This is a genomic window from Streptomyces sp. NPDC006643 (genome assembly GCF_042870175.1).
In the GTDB taxonomy this organism is placed as follows: Bacteria; Actinomycetota; Actinomycetes; order Streptomycetales; family Streptomycetaceae; genus Streptomyces.
This window is the reverse complement of the sequence record NZ_JBIAHA010000019.1, coordinates 1-20,983: the sequence shown is the minus strand read 5'-3', so window position 1 is coordinate 20,983 and position 20,983 is coordinate 1. Positions and strand designations below refer to the sequence as shown.

Below are 20,983 nucleotides of genomic sequence, written 5' to 3'. Positions count from 1 at the left end.
CGGGCTCGGCGGGCACGGCGCGGTTGGGCTCAGCGGGAGAAGCGGACAGGGGGACGGGCGGACGGGCTCAGCCGCCGGCCTTGTCGCGCCACTTGCCGAAAACCTTCGTCGCGTCGTTGCCGAGGTACTGCCAGGGGAACTCCGTGACGCGCCCCTCGATGGCGTGGAAAAGTTCCGCCGCCGCCTTCTTCTCACCGGCCAGCGAGAAGGCCATGGCGAAGGAGTTGTACGTGTGGAGCCAGCCGCGCGGGCGGCCGTGGGCGGGATGCCGTACGGACCGGTCGGCGGCCTCGTGCAGTTCGGCGACGACATCGGGGCGACGGATGTACGCGGTGTCCGCACCGTCTTCGAGTTCGAGCCAGTGCTCCAGGTGCGCGAGGGCGACGAGTTCGCCGAGGGGACCGCCCTCGGAGCCCTTCAGCATCGCCGTACGGGCGAAGCCGTGCGCCTCCTCGTGCGAACCGCCCCACTTGGCGCACATCTGCTGCAACTGCTGCTGGTGGGCGCCCATGTGCTCGGGACAGCGGCCGACGGCCGCCTCGAAACGGAGCCGGGCGGTCTCCTGCCCGACCTGGAGCCCGCGCCCGGACATCTGGAGGAAGTACCACGGCGCGACCCAGCCCGGCTCGCGCTCGGCCACCTCGTACAACTCCTCCTCGGCGACGCGCAACCGCTCGTGGAAGGTCTGGAACTGCTCCCGCGACACATGCTCCGCCCGCGCGGCGGTCCGCGCCTCCCACGCCCAACTGACCCTGCGGGCACCCGACACGAGCAGCGCGAGCGCCGAGTCCGGCTCTGCCTCGATCACCGCCGGAATCCACCGCTCGATCCCGTCGACACCCGCGACCCGCCCCAACAGCCAGCTGCGCTCCTGCCCGTCGGGTATCTTCCCCAACCGCCCCCGCAGATCCGCCCAGTCCCGCCGCACGGCGGCGACCCGCATCCCCGCCAGATCCGGATCCCAACTGTCCGCGTCCACACGCGGCACGGGTCTCCCAAAACGCCCGAACAACCCCACAACGACCCCCTCATGCCTGATCCGACGCGCCCCCCTGGGCAACGAACGCGGATCGCTTTCCCCAGGGAATTGACTATCACGTCCCACTGACAGAGCACCACGAACTATCCGGTTCGGGTGCATGCATGACCATGACCGCACTCTTGAGGCACGGAAGGGGTGTGGAAGCCTGTGTGAAGGGGCTCGGTGCGCCGCGTCCGACGTACATGTGTCAGCGTTGAGCCACTTTCCGCCAGATCAGTCGTCCCTGCCGCACAGCGCACGGTGGTAGCGAAGGTGAGCTTCGCGGATGCGGTGGGCCGGGTGCCGTCGGAGATCGCCCACCTGTCTGTCGTCACTGGTCAGGCGAACCGTTCCGTCACGCCGGATGTAGATCGCGAGACGATCGAACTGGACATGATGGTTCGGGCACAGGACCAGCAGGTTCTCCAACTCGTCGGGGCCGTTGTGCGGGCGGCCGAGGCCACGAATATGCGCGGCCTCGCTGTAGTTGGCGAATCGGATCGGCAATATCAGGCCGCAGACCTGGCAGCAGTGGCCGTGCAATGACTTCACCTCGGCCACCAGTCGCGCGTCACGAACCACGCGAGCAATGTTGGCATTGCGCCGTGAGGCGGGGTTCGAATTCTCCGCCTCGTCACCTTCCTGGTCTTCCACCTCGTCCAGGCAGCCACTCGCAGTCTCGTAACCGGCCAGCCCGAGGCGTTCCATCAGGTCTCGTGGGTCGACATCGGCAAGATATCCGTCCCGCAGTATTGCGATCGCCTGAGACCGCACAAAAGGGTCGACCAGGAGCCGACTTGCCTGCTCGGTCATTCCTCCCTCGGGATTGATCCGGTCGAACGTCGCCGCATGGGGCTTGACGGACCCGTCGGACGGAACACCGTCCACGTCCCACAGCCGGCTTGTTCGCAGATGCCAGAACGGATACTCAGGTGTCACGGATGAATTGGGGTGCCCGAACTCCGCCAGCAATCCACCCGCCTCGTCCCGAAATTGCCGCCACGATGCAAGACGAGGCTTTCCGGCCGCGACCCTGGAGATACCCCACAGCAGGGCCAGGGGCTTGTGTCTGCTGGCCTGACCGTTCTTGCTGTGGACCCTGAGGCTCCTGAGGCGGCTCATGAGCTCGCTCTCCGTCAAGTCGCCCAACCCGCCGGGAGGGGGAAGTGCCGGCGTATCCCTCGAACGGCGAGGAGCAGGGAGAAGACCCGGGTCCCCGTCAGGACGGTGCGTCCGTCGTCGCCGCACCTCGGGCAGCACCGCGTGTCCGTGGTCCACCCATCGACGCCAGGATCGCGGAGCGTACTCCAGCGCGTCGGTTGCCGTGAGATCCGGGTTGCCTCGGGCCTCGATCCAGGCCCAGTCGACCTGATCGTCCTCCGGGCTCAGATCCAGGACGCCGAGATCGTAACGATAGTTGGGGAAGGGCCTTCCCTGGACTTCCTGCTCGATCACCTCGGCGTGCTCGATCACGCCCAAGCCACAGAATTGGACATACCCCTTGGGCGTCTTGTTACGGGTGACGCTCGCGAAGAGAAGGAGCGGCACAGCAAGCACGCGCTGCTCCGCACTCGATGCCTGATGGCCTTCCACTGCGTCCAGCAACAGCGTGTTTCCCTGAGTCTTTCCCACCGGGACTTCGTGGTCCACACGGTGGTCCCCGAAGTAGCGCACGTGACCGTTGTCCAGGTCGAAGACATCGTGCCAGGGCGTTTCGTCCGTTCCGGCCTTCCACGGACTGGAGCGGATCAGAATCGCCGGGCGACGTAGGGCGTCCGGGGCCCTGACCTTGGCCATGGGGTTGATGCCCTTGCTCAACTGGATCTGGGCAAGATGCTGAGAAGCCGTCACGTGGTGAATGTTCCGGTACCCCTCGATGACCGGTTCGTCGGGATCCGTGTTCCGACCGGACCGCAGCACCTCACCGACACGCAACTGGCCTCCCATCGATCGAGCCTCCTTCGATACGTTGCCGTTCATCCCAGATCCTGCCAGGCGGGTCGGACAAAGGCCCTCGCGAATGACGTCAGCTCGTCGCGCCGTCCACCGCCCGGAGGATCGCCTCCCACGGGGGTTCGCGGGGCGGCGGGGTCGCCTGGGGTTCGTCGAGGGGCCAGACGTCGGGGCCCTGGATGAGGTGGGCGCCTGAGTGGTGGAGGTTGGTGAGGTGGGTGGGCCAGGACGGGTGGCGGGCGTGGGACGCGTTGATGTGGGGGAAGACGATCACCGGGAGGGCCGGGGTGCCCAGGGCTTCCGTGAGTTGGGTGAGGGCCTGGTTGTCGGCGATGCCCAGGGCGAGTTTGGCCACCGTGTTGGCCGTTGCCGGGGCCGCCACGTAGCAGGTCGCCGGGGGGTGGGGGCGGGGGTCCGACGGGAGGCGGGGGTGGTCGCGGACCGGGAGGCCCGTCAGGGTTTCGAGGCGGGCCCATTCGCCGCTCGCCCGGAGCCAGCGGCCCGCCGTCGGGGTCAGGGTGACCGCCACCCGCCAGCCGCGGGCCAGTGCCGGTTCGACGAGGCCGGTGCGGAGCGATTCCACTCCGCCGGCCGCCGACGCCACCACTCCCAGGACACCGCGGGGCGTACGCGCTTGGCTCATCTCCACAGTCTCGCAGGACTGGCGGCGCCCTTCCGGGGCACACGGTCGGCAACGTCACAACCGCCGTCATTCCGGACGGGGTTGGCCGTCCATCGGCAGGAGAGAGCAAATGCTCGCAATAGCGGCGGCTGTGGTCTTTTTCATCGCGTTCATCCTCAACGCCACCAAGACGTCGACCGAGGTCATCTTCGGTACGACGAGTCTCACGCTCGTCGGACTCACCCTCGCCGCCCTGCATCTGGCCGGCGTCGGGGCCGCCGTGCAGGCACGGCGTGGGCGGCGGCGCTGACCGGGAGTTACGCCGCCGCGTACCGCCAGAAGTCGCGGAGCAGGGTGGACGGGACGGGGCCCTGCGCCTCCAACTGCGTGAGCAGGATGGTCACCAGGCCCGTGGACGGGACGATGTGGGCCGCCGTCCCCGTACCGCCGACCCAGCCGTAGCGGCCGGGGACGTTCCACGGGTCGAGGTCCCGGACATCCACCGAGCCGCCGAAGCCCCAGCCCTGCCCCTCCAGGAACAGCGTCCCCGCGTCGCGCTGGGGCTGGGTGAGGTGGTCCGTCGTCAGCTGTCCGACGGACGCGGGGGAGAGCAGCGCTCTGCCGTTCGCCTCGCCGTCCGCGAGGAGCATCCGGGCGAAGGCGTACCAGTCGTCGACGGTTGAGACGAGGCCGCCGGCGCCGGACGGGAACGGCGGCACCGTGCTCCACTGGCCGTCGGGGCCGTCGATCAGTTCGAGGCCGCCCGCGTCACTCTGCCGGTAGTAGGACGGCACCCGGTCGCGTTTGCCGGCCGGCACCTCGAAGGCCGTGTCGACCATGCCGAGCGGTTCGAACACCCGCTCCGCCAGGAACTCCGGCAGCGTCCGGCCGCTGACCCGCGCGATCAGCACGCCCTGGATGTCGGATCCGATGTTGTACAGCCAGGCGTCGCCCGGCTGGTGCAGCAGCGGGATACGGGCCAGCGCCGCCATCCACGCGTCCGGCGCGGGGACGTGCTGCGGCTGCGGCGGTCCTTGTTTCAGCTCGCTGAACAGGGGAGCCACCGCGGGCAGCGAGAAGTCGGACGGGAAGCCGTGCCCGGAGCGGAAGGTCAGCAGGTCGAGGACCGTGATCGGCCGGACGGCCGGGACCACGTCGTCCACGGGCGCGCCGGGAGTCCGTACGACCATCGGTGACGCCAGCTCGGGCAGCCACGCGTCGACCGGATCGTCCAGTGCGACCCGGCCTTCCTCGACCAGCATCATGACGGCCGCGGCGACGACCGGCTTGGTGATCGAGGCGATACGGAAGATCGAGTCCCTGGTCAGGGGTGTGGTGCCGGCGGCGTCGGCCGAACCGACCTCCGCCACCTCGATCCGGTCGCCCCGGGCCACCAGGGCGACGGCGCCCGGCAGCGGGCCCTCGCTCACCTGCGCCTGGAGCACCCCGCGCAGATCGCGCCGGTCCTGCGGAGGGGTCGCGTCGCTCGCCGCCATGGGGGCACTCCGTCTTTATCAGGGGTCGGGCCTTATCGGGGGCCGGGTCTTATCGGGGGCCGGGTCTTATCGGGGGTCGGGCCTTACCGGGGGTCGGGGCGTCCGCTTCGACCCCGGCTCGGGTCGGTGTCTCAGCGCTTGCGCAGGCGCAGCGACGTCCAGCTCGCGTCGGCCGTCCAGCCGCCGTCCACCGGCAGCGCCGTACCGTTCACGAAGCCGCTCCGTGCCGGGTCCGCCAGGAACGCTACCGCCTGGGCTATGTCGTCCGGCGCGGCGAACCGCCCCATCGGCACCCGGTCCACGATGTCCTCGTCCGTGTAGCCCCCGGACGCCTGGTCGGCGGCGTCCATCTCCGTCTTCACCCAGCCGGGGCAGACCGCGTTGACCCGTACGCCCCTACCTCCCCACTCCCCCGCCAGCGTGCGCGTGAGACCGATCAGCCCGTGCTTGCTCGCGTTGTACGCCGCGCGGTCGGAGACGCCGTGCAGTCCGGCGATCGACGCGATGTTGACGATCGAGCCGCCGCCCGCGTCGAGCATCAGCCGGCCCACGGCGCGGGACAGCAGGAACGGTCCGGTGAGATTGACGTCCAGCACCCGCCGCCACTGGCCGGCCGTGGTCTCCTCCGCCGGGACGAGCAGGGAGACACCCGCGTTGTTGACGAGCACGTCGACCCGGCCGAAACGCTCGCGCACCTGGTCGGCCAGCCCGTTCACGTACGCCTCCGACGCGACGTCCCCCACCACGGTCAGGGCCTCCGCTCCGGCCGCGCGGACGGCGGCGAGGGTGTCGGCCGGGTCCACGATGTCGGCCAGGACCAGCACATACCCCTCCGCGGCCAGGACCTCCGCCACCCGCCGGCCGATCCCCTGCGCCACACCCGTCACCACCGCGACGCGGTTCATGTCGTCACCCATCCCCGTCACCCCGTCGCCCCCGTCTTCCGAACCACACTCCGTGCTCCATACGCGGAGCCGTACCCAGAGTCTGCACCCCGCCACTGACAATCGACCTCGTCGCGATCAATGACCGCACGGTCGTTCGGTTAGTACACTGGAGGCGTGACAGCTACGAGCACCGACGGACGCGTCGCGCGCGGGAACCAGACCCGCCAACTGATCCTGAAGCACACCGTCCGGATCGCCTCGGTCGAAGGTCTCGGCGGCCTGTCGCTCGGCCGGCTGGCCGGGGAGCTTGAACTGAGCAAGAGCGGGGTGTTCGCGCTCTTCGGCTCCAAGGAGGAGCTTCAGCTCGCCACGGTGCGCGCCGCCGCCAAGGTGTACGTCGACCATGTCGTCCGGCCCGTTCAGGACATGCCCGCCGGCGTCGCCCGGATCCGGAGCCTGTGCGACGCGTGGCTCACCTACTCCGAGAGCCGGGTCTTCCCCGGCGGCTGCTTCTTCTACTCGGTCTCGGCGGAGTACGACGCACGCGAGGGCAAGGTGCACGACGCCGTGGCGCAGGCACGGCTCGACTGGGTCGCGTTCGTGAACCGGACGATCGAGGAGGCCAGACAGGCGGGCGAGGTGGCGGACGACACCGACGTCCCCCAGCTCACCTTCGAGATCGTGTCGCTCCTCGAAGGCGCCAACGCCGAGTCCGTCCTGCACGACGACTTCAGCTGCTACGCCAGGGCCGCCACCGGAATCCTCAGCCGGCTGCGGGCTGTGGCGACGGATCCGGCCGGGCCGGCGCTCGCGCCGCCCGCTCCCTGACCACGAAGTCCCTTACGGACGCGGCGACTTGCGCGTCGCCGATGATCCGCCGATGGCCGAGCCCCCAGGTGACGACCAGCTCGGCCCGGTCCCCCAGCGCCTCGGCGAGCGCGCGCGAGCAGGCCGGATCGACCATGTCGTCGTCCTCGTCGTGGACGACCAGCACCGGCAGCGGTCGCCCCACCTCGGCGGGGGTGCGCGGGACCGCGAACCGCGCCCAGACGTCCCCCTCGCCGGGGAACAACTCCCGCTCGACACGTCTCCGAAGCTCCGCGTTCAGCCGCGCCCGCAGCCCCAGCCGTACGCAGAACCCGTCCACCAGATACGCGAAGTCGGGCACCCCGCTGATCGCCACGATCCGCTCCGTCCGCAGCCCGCACTCCCGGGCGGCGACGAACGTCGCGGTGACCCCGAGGGAGTGCGCCACGACCATCTCGAACGGTCCGTGTTCCTCGTCCAGCGCCATGATGATGTCGCGCAGATCGAGGATCGTCATGGTCTCGCCGGTGGCGTCGCCATGGCCCGGCGCGTCGAAGGTGACCGGGCTGAGGCCGAGGTCCAGCAGCTCGGAGACCAGCGCGGCGAAGCGCGAGCCGCGGGACTCCCAGCCGTGGACCAGCAGCACCGGGCGCCGCCCCGTACCCCACCGGTAACTGACGGCCTTCCCGCCGCCGACGACGATCTCGCCCACCTCGGCCCGGTGCGTCAACGGGCGCTCGTCGGGCCGCAGACGGCTGCGACCGCGCGGCTTGCGGAAGAGGCGGAAGGCGGCGTGGCCGGCGAGGCAGGGTGAGACGTAGGAGGCGCTGTTCAGGGTGGTGCGGACGGCTGCCGTCGCGAGGTCCATGCCACGTTCTCCTTGGGTCGGGTTGGGTCGGGCGTGGGTGGGTGACGAGACATTAGCACGATCGTTCGGCTAGTTTTCTGGTGAAACTGAACGTACGGTCGTGCTGACGACGACCTCGACGGGAAGGTGGCGGACGCATGGGTCCGAACCAGGAGTTCAAGAACGAGCTGGACCGTCTCATCGACCGGCAACTCCTCCCCGAGGAACGTGACTTCGTCCGGGCTTACGACCGGGCCGTGCTGCTGGAATCCGTACGCGTCCTGGAACACGCCGGCCCGTCCGACTGGGAGCGCCCGACCCCCTGCGCCGACTGGGACCTGCGGGCGCTCGTGGCCCACATGGCCGGGCAGCACCACGGCTTCGCCGCGGCGGCGGACGGTGCGGGCGCCGACCTCTCCCACTGGCAGCCGCTGCCGCTCGGCGACGATCCGCTCGGCGACGATCCCTTCGATGTCTACCGCGCCGCCGTCACGCGCGTCGTCGAGTCCTTCGCCCGGCCCGGCGTGGCGGAGCGCCGGTTCGACCTCCCCGAGATCAGCACCACCCGGAGCTTCCCCGCCCGCGTCGCCGTCGAGTTCCACTTCCTGGACTACGCCGTCCACACCTGGGACGTGGCCAAGTCGATCGGGCTCGACTGGGAGCCGGACGACGACATCGCGGAGGCGGCCCTCGCGGTCGCGCTGCGCGTGCCCGACGACGAGCGGCGGCTCGCTCCGGGCGCCGCCTTCGGCCCCGCGCGGACGCCGGCCCGCGACGGCCGGCCGTTCGACCTCGTACTGGCCACGCTCGGCCGGTCCCCTGCCTGGACGCCCTGAACGACCGGACGCCCTGAACCGCGGCGCCACAAGCAGCAGAATGGAGCGCATGACTGAGAAGAACGATCACGCGTCGCACAACGCCCAGGCACCCGACTGGGAGAAGCGTTTCCGGGCGCCCCGCGTCTCACTGCCCGAGTGGGCCGAGGACGCGCCCGACCGGTCGCTGTTCGTGTCCAACGCGACCGGTACGTACGAGCTGTACGCGTGGGACCGCGCCACCGACGCCCAACGCCAGGTGACCGACCGCCCCAACGGCACCACGGACGGCGTGCTGACCCCGGACGGCCGGTGGATCTGGTGGTTCAGCGACACCGACGGCGACGAGTTCGGCGTCTGGAAGCGCCAGCCGTTCGGCGGCGGGGCCGACGAGGACGCGACGCCCGGTATCGAGGCCGCGTACCCCAGCGGCCTCGCCCTCGGTCGTGACGGGACGGCGGTCGTCGGTTGCTCGACCGACGAGGACGGCTCCACGATCCATGTGCTGCCGCCGGGCGGCACCCCCGTCGAGATCTACCGGCACCGCGAGTCGGCCGGTGTCGGCGACCTGTCGCACGACGGGACGCTCATCGCCGTCGAGCACACCGAGCACGGCGACGCGATGCACTCCGCGCTGCGCGTGGTCCGCCTCGACGGCACGACGGTCGCCGAGCTGGACGACACCAAGGGCGGCGCGCTCGAACTCGGCCTGTCCGTACTCGGGTTCGCGCCCGTCGACGGCGACACCCGGCTTCTCGTCGGGCACCAGCGGCGCGGTCGCTGGGAGCCGATCGTGTGGGACGTGGCGTCCGGCGAGGAGACCGATCTGGCGATCGAGCTGCCCGGCGACGTATCGGCGGAGTGGTATCCGGACGGGTCCGCGCTGCTGATCGTGCACAGCTTCGACGCGCGCAGCGAACTGTGGCGGTACGACTTCGCGCGGCGTGAGCTGACCGGGGTCGAGATGCCCGCCGGGACGGTGTCGGGGGCGACGGCCAGGCCGGACGGCTCGGTGGAGTACCTGTGGTCGTCGGCTGCCCACCCGCCCGTGGTGCGCTCCACGTCGGGCGGCGTGGTGCTCGACCCGCCGGGGGCCAAGGCGCCGGGGTCCGTGCCGGTGACGGACGCGTGGGTGGAGGGGCCGGGCGGACGGATCCACGCGCTGGTGCAGCGGCCCGCGGGCGAGGGCCCGTTCCCGACGGTCTTCGAGATCCACGGCGGCCCGACCGCGCACGACCGGGACTCCTTCACGGCGGGGCCGGCGGCGTGGGTGGACCACGGCTTCGCGGTCGTACGGGTCAACTACCGCGGCTCCACCGGCTACGGCCGCGAGTGGACGGACGCGCTCAAGCACCGCGTCGGCCTGATCGAACTGGAGGACATCGCGGCCGTACGCGAATGGGCGGTGACGTCTGGCCTCGCGGACCCGGCGAAGCTGGTGCTCTCGGGCGGTTCGTGGGGCGGCTATCTGACCCTGCTGGGCCTCGGCACCCAGCCGGACGCGTGGGCGGTGGGCCTGGCGGCCGTACCGGTGGCGGACTACGTCACCGCGTACCACGACGAGATGGAAGCCCTGAAGTCCATGGACCGCACGCTGCTCGGCGGCACCCCGGAGGAGGTCCCGGAGCGGTACGAGGCGTCGTCCCCGCTGACGTACGTCGACGAGGTACGCGCCCCGGTCTACATCTCGGCGGGCCTGAACGACCCGCGCTGCCCGATCCAGCAGGTGGAGAACTACGTGAACCGCCTGGCGGCCCGCGGCGCGACGCACGAGGTGTACCGGTACGACGCCGGCCACGGCTCACTGGTGGTCGAGGAGCGCATCAAGCAGGTCGCCCTGGAACTGGACTTCGCCCGGCGCCACCTGAGCGACTAGTCCGCGGCCGGGCCTCTCCCTCGTCGGCGACGGGAGATGCCCCCGGTGCGGGCGGCCGACGCCACTCGCCGGACACGCCCCAGGCCACGGGCTCGCGGCGGGGCGGCCCGCGCCGGGCCCTGGCCGCTGCGCCCGCCTGCCTCTTTACGGAGGCGCACCGGCTCGTCCCGCCCGAAGGGCTACCGGGGAGAGCCAACGCGACGAGCTCGCGGCGGGGCGCCCGGCGCAGCGGCGGGGCCCGGCGCGGTGCGGTGCGCCTCAGCGGCGCATCAGGCCGGCCAGGCGGCGTTCGCCCCCGCCCGGCGGACGACCGCCCGCCTCTGTACGGAGGCGTACCGGCTCGTCCCCTCCCGTCCCGCCCGTTCCGCCCGAAGGGCTACGGGGCGGGAGCCGGTGCCAGGCGTCGCCCACCGGGCTGGGCGCCGGGCCCCGGCCCGCACCGCATGAGGTCGCCGGCCCCCGATCCGCCCCCGCTCCCCGTCCCCCCAGACGCGCTGCGTACCGTAGAGGGGTGTACCGGTTCCTGCTGACGCCCCGGTGGTGGGGCATCAATGTCTTCGTGTTGCTGGCCATTCCCTTCTGCATCTTCATGGGGACCTGGCAGCTCGGCCGTTTCGAGGACCGTGTCGATTCGCATCGGAGCGCCGAGGCCGCGCCCGATCCGGGGAAGCGTGCCGCCGTGCCCCTCGCGGAGCTGCTGCCCGTCGATCAGGAGACCTCCGGTCGGCACGCCACGGCCAGTGGTACGTACGCCGACCAACTCCTCGTACCGAACCGGGAGTTGGACGACAAGTCCGGCTCGTACGTCCTGGCGCTGCTGCGGACCGGTGACGGCAGGGCGCTACCCGTCGTGCGCGGCTGGCTGCCGGCCGGTCAGGCCGTGCCCCCCGCGCCGAAGGGCGAGGTCAGCGTGACCGGCGCGCTTCAGGCGCCGGAGAATTCGGGTACCGACGGCGCCGACTCCCGCGGCGGGCTGCCGAGCGGGCAGGTCGGCATCATCAGCGGGGCTTCGCTGGTCAACCTCGTGCCGTACCAGGTGTACGACGCCTGGATCACGGTCACCGAGCCCGAGGTCGGGCTGACGCCCGTACCGGCGCGGGCGCCGCAGGGCAGCGGGCTGGACCTGAAGGCGTTCCAGAACCTCGGGTACACGGGCGAGTGGTTCGTCTTCGTCGCCTTCGTGCTCTTCATGTGGTTCCGGCTGTTCCGGCGTGAGACCGAGGCCGTCAGGGACCGGGCACTGGGCCTGGAGACCGCCGCGTAGCCACGGCGCGCACGACACCCGCCCGCGCACGACATCCGCCCGCGCACGGCACCCGCCCGCGTGGCTACGTCGCTTCCAGCACACCCGTCCGGTAGATCGTGCCCGCGCAGGCGTTGTCGATCGTCGCCGCCGCCGGTGACTCCGAGCCGGCCTCCGGGGTGTGTACGACATCGATGCTGCCGTCCTCCACGGGGCCCTCGTCCCGGCCGAGCTGCGGCGCCGTCTCGATCGGCGTCGACCCGGTGCCGTTCGTCGCACCGCCCGAGTCGCCCTCCGTGGGCGAGGGGTCCGGTGACGGCTCGCCCTTCGGACAGGTGTCGGTCGGCACCCAGGCGAACATCACCTCGTACGCCCCCGAGGGCGGTAGCACCAGGGTGCTCGTCTCCAGCGAGGGGTCGGGCAGACCGCTCGCGGGGTCGCCCGGGGTGTGGTCCACCACTTCGATCTTGTTCGGGTCGGCGGCGCCCGTCGCCTGGAAGCCGACGGAACCGTGGCCGCTGACCGAGCAGTTGGTGCCGGAGTTGTTGGAGACGCGGAATTTGCCGTACACCGTGCCGTCGGCCTGCGGTTCGCCCGCCTCGGAGGCGGTGACGACCAGCTGGCTCGCGGCGCACGTGGCGGCGGCGCTGGTGAAGCTGCTCTCCGGGTCGTGGCCGTCGCCACCGGACGTACCGCCCGTGCTTCCGCCGTCGCTCGTCTCGGGCTTGTCCTTGCCGCCCGTTCCGCCCTGTCCGTCGTCCGTCGTGTCCGACGGTCCCGCGCCGTCCTTCTCAGGGTCTTTCGGGCCGCCGTCGGAGCCGGTGCCGCCGTGGACCTGCTCCCCGTGGCCCACGTTGAAAGACTTGTCGTCCGAGGAACTGCTGGTGTTCGCGACGTGTACGAAAGCGGGCACCGCCGTACTGATCAGCAGCGCGGCAGCCGCGACGCCGACGAAGGCCTGGCGCTTGCGCGCGCGCCGCGCGGGCACCGCCCTGCGCAGATGGTCGAGGGCTCCGGGGGAGGGCTCGATCTCCTGGACGGCGCCGTGCAGCAGCCTGCGCAGCGCCAGTTCGTCGGCGCCACCGCCGTACGCCGCACCGCCGTCTCCAGTCGACGCGCCGCTGCCGTCACCGTCACTCGCCGCGCCGCCGCCGGCGCCACGGCCGCCGAACAACGCCGCGAGCGGCTGCGGCTGAGTCACATCTGCTTGGGGATCACTTTGGGGGTCACTCTTGGGATCACTTTGGGGGGCACCGTCGGCGGCGCCGTCCGCGCCCCGCGTGCCGTCGGCCACACCGTGGAGGTCTCCGCCCGGTTCTTCTTCCGGCCCGTTGTTCACAGTTCCATTTCCAGTCGACTCAGCTGTCGGACCGTCCGGCCCCTCCGGCCTTTCGTGGTCCTGATCGTGCTCGCGCCCGTTCATGCCGTGGCCTCCATGGCGATACGCAGCGCCGCGATGCCTCGCGAGCCGTACGCCTTCACCGAGCCCAGGGATATGCCGAGCGTCTCGGAGACCTGGGCCTCCGTCATGTCGGCGAAGTAGCGCAGCACCAGCACCTCACGCTGCCGGCGCTGGAGGCCGCGCATCGCCTTGATCAGGGCGTCACGCTCCAGCAGGTCGTACGCGCCCTCCTCGGCACTCGCCATGTCGGGCATCGGCTTCGACAGCAGCTTGAGCCCGAGGATGCGGCGGCGCAGCGCGGAGCGCGACAGGTTGACGACCGTCTGGCGCAGATACGCCAGGGTCTTCTCCGGTTCGCGTACCCGGTTGCGCGCCGAGTGCACACGGATGAACGCCTCCTGTACGACGTCCTCGCAGGAGGCCGTGTCGTCCAGGAGCAGGGCCGCGAGGCCGAGCAGCGAACGGTAGTGCTGCCGGTAGGTCTCGGTCAGGTGGTCGACGGTGGTACCTGTTGCCATCGCTTCGTCAGCGCCCTCGCGCCGGTCCGGAATACCGGCCGGGCGCGCCGCTGGCATGGGGGCGATCACCGGCATACCGCCGGGCCTGCGGGGTCGACGGGTCGGCCGCACCGAAGTGCCGCGAACCGGGACGACCGCTGTGAAATCGAGAACCTCTGCCACGCCTGTTGGACACGCTTGCCCCGCCCAGGGTTGTACGTGTTCGTCGCCACATTTGACGATGCACCAATTGCCCTCATGCGTAACCGATCTCCCCCACATGCCCCATTTGCCCACGGCACCACGTAGGGGCGACCGCATAGACGCTTCCGGTCAACCAGCGGTTGCAGAAAGTCGAATGAGCATCGTCCGCCACCGGAACACCCCAGTTCAAGTGGCACAGACCAGCGATTTGCTCACAGGGCGTTCACAGATTCTACAAAGTGTCGGACGCCTGTCCCGGACGCCTCCCACCCCCCGGCTAAGCCCCGGTGGACTTCCCAGTCGCCTTCCCGGTCGCCTTCCCGGTGAACTCTCCGGCGACGGCCTCCGCGATCTGCGCGCTGTTGAGGGCCGCGCCCTTACGGAGGTTGTCACCGCACACGAACAGCTCCAGCGCCCGCTCGTCGTCCAGCGACCGCCGTACCCGCCCCACCCACGTCGGGTCGGTCCCCACCACGTCCGCCGGCGTCGGGAAGTCCCCCGCCGCCGGATTGTCGAACAGCACCACGCCCGGCGACGTCGCCAGGATCTCGTGCGCCCGGTCGACCGTGACCGGACCCTCGAAGCGGGCGTGCACGGCGAGCGAGTGCGCGGTGATCACGGGCACGTGCACGCATGTCACCGCGACCTTCAGATCGGGCAGGTCGAGGATCTTGCGGGTCTCCTCGCGGATCGCCATCTCCTCGGACGACCAGCCGTCCGCCATGAGCGACCCCGCCCACGGCACGACGTTGAGCGCCAGCGGCCCGCCGAACGGCCCGGTGATGTCGCCGACCGCGCGCCGTACATCCCCGGGGTTCGTCCCCAGCTCCGTACCGGCCACGACCGACAACTGCCGCCGCAGCGCCGAGACGCCGTCCTGTCCGGCGGCGCTGACGGCCTGGTACGAGGAGACGACCAGCTCGCGCACCCCGAACTCGGCGTGCAGCGAGCCGACCGCCACGATCATCGAGAGCGTGGCGCAGCCCGGACTCGCGACGATGCCGCGCGGGCGGAGCCGTACGGCGTGCGGATTCAGCTCGGGGACGACGAGCGGTACGTCGGGATCCATCCGGAACGCGGCGGAGGCGTCGACCACGACGGCGCCCCGCGACACCGCGATGGGTGCCCACTGGGCGGACACGGCGTCCGGTACGAGGAACAGCGCGACGTCCACGCCGGCGAGCGCGGCCTCGCTGAGCGGCACGACCTCGGTCTGCTCACCCCGTACGGCCAGCTTGCGGCCGGCCGCGCGGGGTGAGGCGAGAAGGCGGATCTCGCCCCAGACGTCGGCGTGCTGCGACAGGATCTGGAGCATGACGGCGCCGACGCCCCCGGTCGCGCCTACGACCGCGAGCGTCGGCCGGCCGTTCATCGGCCCGCGCTTCCGCGACTTCTGATCATCGTCCGGTGCCTCCGTAGACCACGGCCTCGTCGGTTTCGGTGTCGAGGCCGAAGGCGGTGTGCACGGCGCGTACGGCTTCGTTCACGTCGTCGGCGCGGGTGACGACCGAGATACGGATCTCGGAGGTCGAGATCAGCTCGATGTTGACGCCCGCGTCGGACAGCGCCTCGAAGAATCCGGCCGTGACGCCCGGATTCGTCTTCATGCCCGCGCCGACGAGCGAGATCTTGCCGATCTGGTCGTCGTAGCGCAGCGAGTCGAAGCCGATGGTGCCCTTCGCGCGCTCCAGGGCGTCGATGGCCTTGCGGCCCTCGGTCTTGGGGAGGGTGAAGGAGATGTCGGTCAGCCCGGTGGACGCGGCGGACACGTTCTGCACCACCATGTCGATGTTGATCTCGGCGTTCGCGATCGTACGGAAGATCGCCGCGGCCTCGCCCGGCTTGTCGGGGACGCCGACGACGGTGATCTTGGCCTCGGAGACGTCGTGGGCGACTCCGGAGATGATGGCGTGCTCCACCTGCTGGTCCCCTTGCGGCTCGTTGCTGACCCAGGTGCCGCGCAGTCCGGAGAAGGACGAGCGGACATGGATCGGGATGTTGTATCGGCGTGCGTACTCGACGCAGCGGTGCAGCAGCACCTTGGAGCCGGACGCGGCCAGCTCCAGCATGTCCTCGATGGAGATCCAGTCGATCTTCCGGGCCTTCGGGACGACGCGGGGGTCGGCGGTGAAGACCCCGTCGACGTCCGTGTAGATCTCACAGACCTCGGCGTCCAGCGCGGCGGCGAGGGCGACGGCCGTGGTGTCCGAACCGCCCCTGCCGAGCGTGGTGATGTCCTTCTTGTCCTGGGACACACCCTGGAATCCGGCGACGATCGCGATGTTGCCCTCGTCCAGCGCCGTACGGATACGGCCGGGCGTGACATCGATGATGCGCGCCTTGTTGTGGACCGAGTCGGTGATGACGCCGGCCTGGCTGCCGGTGAAGGACTGGGCCTCGTGGCCCAGGCTTTTGATCGCCATGGCCAGCAGCGCCATGGAGATGCGCTCTCCCGAGGTCAACAGCATGTCCAGTTCCCGACCCGCGGGGATCGGGGACACCTGCTCGGCGAGGTCGGTCAGCTCGTCCGTCGTGTCGCCCATCGCGGATACCACGACGACCACTTGGTGGCCGTTCTTCTTGGCATCGACGATTCGTTTGGCAACGCGCTTGATGCCTTCGGCATCGGCAACGGAGGAGCCTCCGTACTTCTGCACGACAAGGCCCACGTGCGCTCCTCGATCAGTCATGCCGCAGTCGTTCATCACTGCGGTCGGCTCAGTCTAACGAGCAGCCGCATTCCGCTTCGTATATATCGCATCGTGAGATGTCCGGCTCACGCCTTGATCACCGAGGAAGCGGTGCGGCTGCCCGGTGGACATCCATGCCCGGTCTGGCGGGGACCACGCGGAACGTGGGCCGGGTCACACCCGGATCACACCCGCATCACGCCCGGTTGGTGGAGGGCGCCTACCGAGGGGGGCCTTCGAAGGACAGCGAGGTGACAAGGACGTAGTCGAAGTAGAGGGGATGGCCTTCGTCGTCCGTCGGATATTCGAAACTGCTGTGATTGGTGAGAATCATCTTGAGTTCGGGCAGGGTGTCGTAGCCGAGATCGTTCTCCTCGACGGTGTGGCCCCTCTCGGCGAGCTGCCGCAACAGTTCGGGGCTCGGGGTGCGGAAGACATCGAGCCCGTCGAGGACGACCCGCACGTCCGCGTCCTCCTCGCGGAACCGCCACACCTCGATGTCGGTCAGCGAACCCTTGGTGAACCCGAGCGTGAATTCCATGTCGTATCCGGCGTGCTCAAGGAAAACCTGTCCCGGCCCGTTCCCGCCGGCGCCGCTGTCCCCGCCGTCCCCGCCGTTCGTGTCGCCCACGTCGCCCACGTCGTCCACGTCGGGCAGGAATCCCATGGCCCGCCCGGCCTGTACGGCTTCGCGGACCGACATGCCGAGCCGGATCGACGCGACCCCGGTGTCCGGCAGCAGTTCCAGATCCATCGCCACTTCTCCCTCTGCCCCACGGATCGCACGCCGCGTCGCGGCTATGCCAGCAGGGCAGTCTCGTTGACCGTCCACCCTCGTTTGGTGAGCATCGCCTGGAAGTTCTTGTTGTCCTTCAGGCTCTCCACCATTTCCTTGATCTGGTCATCGTACTTTCCGGGGAACTTCCGTTTGATGTCGTCGATGTCCATGCGCATGGCCTGGGTGAGATTCCCCTGACTGATCAGTTCACGCTGCCATGTCTGCCATGCCGTCGAGAACCGGCTGGACCCCGTGCTGTTCAGTCTCTTGTGGTCACTGCGCTCCATTCGAATGGCCGGACCGTTGTTCACGTCCTGGTCCTTGTGCGGCTTGTTCGCGATGTAGAACCCGGGCTCGATGACGTCCTTCCACGAGGCCTTGGACGGGACGTGGTTGATCTCCATCTTGACGGGATAGGGCTGCCCGTTCGCCTGTTCGTTCGCCGGTTTCAGCCCTCCGTACCAGCCGGCCTCCTGGGTGCACCCCTTGGCGACCAGCCCCTGCGGGTCCATCCAGGTGTACGGGTTGCCGACATAGGCGGCCGGATTGGCGGCGGGCGCGAGGCCGAGCGGATCCGCGGAGACGTACCGCGCCGTCTCCGGGTCGTAGTGCCGGTGGACGTTGTAGTGGAGGCCGGTCTCCGGATCGTCGTACTGGCCGGGGAAGCGCAACGGGGTGTAGGCGTCGGCCTCCCGGTTCCAGGAGGTGAGACCCCAGACGGTGGAGCGGTTGTACCAGGCGATCCCGCCCCGCTCGTCTACGAGTTCCGTCGGGGTGCCGACGAGATCGCTGACGATGGCGAAGAACCGGCTGTCGACGTCCTGTTGCGGGGACTCCGTGGCGGCGGCGCGGCGTTCCAGCTGGGATATCGGGCGATGGCCTTCGTGGTCCCAGGTCAGCGTGACGCCGGTGGCGGTGTCCGTCTGTTCGGCCAGCCGGGTGTCGTCCCAGCTGAAGTGGACCGAGGCCGCGATCGTGGTGCCGTCCGCCGCCATGCGGTGTTTGGCGGTGCGGCGGCCGAACGGGTCGTAGGTGTAGCGCCACACCGTGCCGTCGGGCGTGGTGCAGGCGATCAGCCGGTCCTCGGCGTCCCAGGTGTAGCGCCAGGTGTCGGGTTTACGGGACAGCCGCCGCTTCTGCCGCAGGACGACCCGCCCGGCGGCGTCGTACTCGTAGCGCAGTCCGCCCGCCGAGACCAGCCGCGTGCCGTCGTACACCCGCTCGCCGCGGCTCTCCGTGTGCCGGGCCCGGTCCGGCCACCGGGCGGCGGTCTGGTTCCCGGCGCTGTCGTAGGAGTAGTCCTCCGACCACACACCGGCCGTCAGCCCGAGCGGCCGGCCCACACTGTCGAGTTCGAGGCGGGTGCTCAGGCCGGCCAGCCGGTCGGTCGTCGTGGTGAGGAAGCCGTCGGCGCGGTAGCCGAAGTCCCTGGAGCGGATCGTGCGCCGGTCCGTGGACACCGTCTGGGAGGTCAGCCGGCCGATCACGTCCCAGGTGGAGGCGAGCGTGACCGGTGCCTCGGCCGGCCCGAACACGCGCGTCAGTTCCTGGCCCAGCTCGTCGCGGCCGAAGGCGAGAGCGTGCCCCGAGTTCTCGACGCGCACCCGGTTCCCGCCTTCGTCGTAGGTGTACGAGGTGACGGCCCCGGTCGGTGTGGTGCGCGAGATCAGCTCACCGTGGGTGCTGTAGCCGTACCGTGTCGTGCGCCCGTCGATGCTCTCCGCCAGCAGCCTGCCCACCTCGTCGCGCTCCAGGGTGAGCGTGGAGCCCGGCGCCTGGGCGCGGGTCAGCCGGTCGGCGTCGTCGTAGGTGTAGCGGGTGAGCGAACCCTCGGCGTCCTTCGTCAGGACGTTGCCGAGAGCGTCGTGGGTCAGGGTGACGCGGTGGCCGAGCGGAGTCGTCCTCGCGACGAGACGCCCGGCGGCGTCGTGCTCGTAGACGCTGGTGCGGCCGTCGAAGTCCGTCTCCGAGCGCGTGAGACCGGTGGGGCCGTAGAGGTAACTCCAGCGCCTTCCGGCCGGGTTGAGCACCCCGGTGAGCCGCAGTTCGCTGTCGTACGTGAACTCGTGGCGCGCCCCGTCCAGATCCGTGCGGGCGCTGAGCAGGTCGAACCAGGTGTACTCGAAGCGGACCGTGCCGCCCATGGCGTTCGTGTACGAGAGGCAGTTGCCCTCCTCGTCGTACGTCCACGACTCACTCGTGCCGTCGGGTGCCGTGCTCCGGGTCAGCCAGCCGTCCGCCGTCCATACGAGGCGGGTGACCGCGCCGGTCGGGCCGGCCGAGTCGACAGGACGCCCGAAGGCGTCACGGGTGATCGTGTAGGTGGCACCCTGCGGGTCGGTGGCCGACAGCGGGAGCCCCGCGGGGTCGTTGACGCGGCGCTCGGTCGCGCCGCTGGGCAGGGTCATCGTGGCGGTGGCGCCCGCCGTGTCGTAGGTGAAGACCGTCGACAGCCCGTCCGGCGCCGTCACCGATGTCCGGTTCCCCCGCCCGTCGAAGGACTGCCGCCAGACCGTGCCGTCCGGGCCGGTGATCGACACCGGCAGATGCCGGTCGTCGTAGTCGACCGATGCCCGTCGTCCGTCCGGGTAGCGCACCTCGCTGAGGTTGGCGTGCTCGTCGTACCCGAAGTGGGCGGTGTTGCCCAGCTCGTCGGTGCGCGAGAGCAGATTGTCGAAGCGGTCCCAGGTGAAGAGGACGGTGCCGCCGAGCGGATCCGTCTCGGCGACGGTCTGGCCGAGTTCGTTGAGGCGGGTGACCGTCACCGCCCCCGTGGAGTCCGTGAACCGGGTGATCCGGCGGTCGAGGTCGTAGGAGAAGCGTGCGGAGAGCGCCCCGCCGGGCCCGTTCGTCTCCACCACACGGCCCGCCGTGTCGTACACATAGGTGTAGGTGTGGCCGTTGCGGTCGGTCCACGACGTGATCCGGTCCTCCTCGTCGTAGCCGAACCGCAGAGGCACACCCGACGAGCCGGCGACCGCGTCCAGATTCCGCCGGGCGTCGTAGCCGAAGGACGCGACCCGTACCGGACCCTCGGGCGTCCGCACCTCCAGGGCGGTGACCCGGCCCAGGTCCGGGTCGGTCTCGACGCGGACGTGGTAGCCGCCGTCGTGGCGCACCGCGGTCGGCAGGCCGTCCGCGCCGCGCTGCACGCGGACGGTGTTCCCGTTGCCGTCCTCGATCTCGGCCAGCCAGTAGAGCCCGCCCGCGCGGTACGGGCTGCCGGTGAACCGCCTTGTCAGCAGCGCCCGGTCGTCGGTCACGGCGTAGGTGACATCGCCCAGCTCGCTCCGCCCGACGACGGTCAGCGGCAGCCGGTCCCCCTCCAGGGGGAGTACTTCCTGGCCCTCCTCGGCCGGCAGCGCCGGATACACGAGCACGGACCCGTCCTCGCGGGCCCACAGCGCGCCGGCGCCGGCCGGCTCCAGCCGCTCGTCGAAGGTGGAGGCCCAGCTCACGCCGTAGCAGTGGCCGTACGCGTAGCCGGATATGTGCGTACGCCGGAGCACCAGCGGGAGGACGCCGGGCAGGGCGAGATCGGTCTGGGACATGACCATCTCCCCGCTGGCCACATCCACCGGGTCCGTCTTGCAGCGCCGGTTCGCCAGGGACCTGGCCAGCTCGCGCGCCCGCGCGACCGCGTTCACCATCGTCCTCGGGACGCGGCGCGCGGCCCCCGAGGACGGCTTGAGGCCGTCGAGCCCCCCGCCGTCGCGGCGGTCGCCGCCCTTGACACCCTTGACGCGTTGCTCGATGTCCAGGTCGGTGTTCTTGTGGGTCTTGGAACTGAGGCCGATGGCGTCGGGCAGTTCCTTCCCGAGGTGCTTGCCGATGTGGTTGTGGCC

At 70.4% G+C, this 20,983-nt stretch carries 17 protein-coding genes; 5 read left to right on the top strand and 12 right to left on the bottom strand.

All coding sequences use genetic code 11. The annotated features are described in order from the left end of the window. Window positions 1–67: 67 nt before the first annotated feature. From ACFYNU_RS24805 to ACFYNU_RS24795, 3 genes are all read right to left on the bottom strand, one after another. On the bottom strand, window positions 68–988 hold the full coding sequence (locus ACFYNU_RS24805; RefSeq protein WP_356588892.1) for a hypothetical protein: 921 nt from the start codon (window positions 986–988) through the stop codon (window positions 68–70). A gap of 267 nt (window positions 989–1,255) precedes the next feature. Continuing rightward, complete coding sequence (locus ACFYNU_RS24800) at window positions 1,256–3,001, bottom strand: HNH endonuclease (protein WP_356588894.1); 1,746 nt, start codon at window positions 2,999–3,001, stop codon at window positions 1,256–1,258. Between the two features lie 46 nt (window positions 3,002–3,047). After that, on the bottom strand, window positions 3,048–3,617 hold the full coding sequence (locus ACFYNU_RS24795; RefSeq protein WP_356588896.1) for a flavoprotein: 570 nt from the start codon (window positions 3,615–3,617) through the stop codon (window positions 3,048–3,050). 109 nt (window positions 3,618–3,726) lie between these two features. Between ACFYNU_RS24795 and ACFYNU_RS24790 the strand changes: the two genes are divergently transcribed. Then, a complete protein-coding gene (locus ACFYNU_RS24790) occupies window positions 3,727–3,906 on the top strand; it encodes a hypothetical protein (protein ID WP_031230301.1) in 180 nt (59 codons plus the stop codon). A 7-nt stretch (window positions 3,907–3,913) separates the two neighbouring features. Here the strand turns inward: ACFYNU_RS24790 and ACFYNU_RS24785 are convergent, their stop codons facing one another. Further along, window positions 3,914–5,092: a serine hydrolase domain-containing protein gene (locus ACFYNU_RS24785; protein ID WP_356588898.1), complete on the bottom strand. Its 1,179-nt coding sequence runs from the start codon at window positions 5,090–5,092 to the stop codon at window positions 3,914–3,916. Between the two features lie 131 nt (window positions 5,093–5,223). Continuing rightward, window positions 5,224–6,009 carry an SDR family oxidoreductase gene (locus ACFYNU_RS24780; RefSeq protein ID WP_356588900.1) on the bottom strand — a complete coding sequence of 262 codons (786 nt, stop codon included), beginning with the start codon at window positions 6,007–6,009 and terminating at the stop codon, window positions 5,224–5,226. Between the two features lie 144 nt (window positions 6,010–6,153). Here ACFYNU_RS24780 and ACFYNU_RS24775 point away from each other — a divergent pair, with 144 nt between their 5' ends. Beyond that, on the top strand, window positions 6,154–6,807 hold the full coding sequence (locus tag ACFYNU_RS24775; RefSeq protein ID WP_356588902.1) for a TetR/AcrR family transcriptional regulator: 654 nt from the start codon (window positions 6,154–6,156) through the stop codon (window positions 6,805–6,807). On the opposite strand, the gene ACFYNU_RS24770 is transcribed toward ACFYNU_RS24775, so the two are convergent. Next, the gene (locus ACFYNU_RS24770; RefSeq protein WP_356588904.1) at window positions 6,743–7,654 is read right to left on the bottom strand and encodes an alpha/beta hydrolase; all 912 of its coding nucleotides are present in this window, start codon (window positions 7,652–7,654) and stop codon (window positions 6,743–6,745) included. The genes ACFYNU_RS24775 and ACFYNU_RS24770 overlap by 65 nt on opposite strands. A 137-nt stretch (window positions 7,655–7,791) precedes the next feature. Between ACFYNU_RS24770 and ACFYNU_RS24765 the strand changes: the two genes are divergently transcribed. The 3 genes from ACFYNU_RS24765 (at window position 7,792) to ACFYNU_RS24755 (ending at window position 11,588) form a co-directional block, all read left to right on the top strand. Then, window positions 7,792–8,469, top strand: a complete 678-nt coding sequence (locus ACFYNU_RS24765; protein WP_356588906.1) for a TIGR03086 family metal-binding protein — start codon at window positions 7,792–7,794, stop codon at window positions 8,467–8,469. A 49-nt stretch (window positions 8,470–8,518) separates the two neighbouring features. Next, the gene (locus tag ACFYNU_RS24760; RefSeq protein ID WP_356588908.1) at window positions 8,519–10,324 is read left to right on the top strand and encodes a prolyl oligopeptidase family serine peptidase; all 1,806 of its coding nucleotides are present in this window, start codon (window positions 8,519–8,521) and stop codon (window positions 10,322–10,324) included. A 511-nt stretch (window positions 10,325–10,835) separates the two neighbouring features. Further along, window positions 10,836–11,588, top strand: a complete 753-nt coding sequence (locus ACFYNU_RS24755; RefSeq protein WP_356588910.1) for an SURF1 family protein — start codon at window positions 10,836–10,838, stop codon at window positions 11,586–11,588. A 64-nt stretch (window positions 11,589–11,652) separates the two neighbouring features. Here ACFYNU_RS24755 and ACFYNU_RS24750 read toward each other — a convergent pair whose 3' ends face one another. The 6 genes from ACFYNU_RS24750 to ACFYNU_RS24725 form a co-directional block, all read right to left on the bottom strand. Then, on the bottom strand, window positions 11,653–12,768 hold the full coding sequence (locus tag ACFYNU_RS24750; protein ID WP_356588912.1) for a DUF4232 domain-containing protein: 1,116 nt from the start codon (window positions 12,766–12,768) through the stop codon (window positions 11,653–11,655). 218 nt (window positions 12,769–12,986) lie between these two features. Next, window positions 12,987–13,649, bottom strand: coding sequence for a SigE family RNA polymerase sigma factor (locus ACFYNU_RS24745; RefSeq protein WP_356588914.1), 663 nt, complete (start codon window positions 13,647–13,649; stop codon window positions 12,987–12,989). Window positions 13,650–13,947: 298 nt separating this feature from the next. Continuing rightward, window positions 13,948–15,042, bottom strand: coding sequence for an aspartate-semialdehyde dehydrogenase (locus tag ACFYNU_RS24740; RefSeq protein WP_356588916.1), 1,095 nt, complete (start codon window positions 15,040–15,042; stop codon window positions 13,948–13,950). Window positions 15,043–15,067: 25 nt separating this feature from the next. Beyond that, window positions 15,068–16,339, bottom strand: a complete 1,272-nt coding sequence (locus tag ACFYNU_RS24735) for an aspartate kinase (protein WP_356588946.1) — start codon at window positions 16,337–16,339, stop codon at window positions 15,068–15,070. A 241-nt stretch (window positions 16,340–16,580) separates the two neighbouring features. Then, a complete protein-coding gene (locus tag ACFYNU_RS24730) occupies window positions 16,581–17,114 on the bottom strand; it encodes a hypothetical protein (RefSeq protein WP_356588918.1) in 534 nt (177 codons plus the stop codon). Window positions 17,115–17,158: 44 nt separating this feature from the next. Then, on the bottom strand, window positions 17,159–20,983 hold a 3,825-nt coding region (locus ACFYNU_RS24725; RefSeq protein WP_356588920.1), incomplete at its 5' end, for an RHS repeat-associated core domain-containing protein.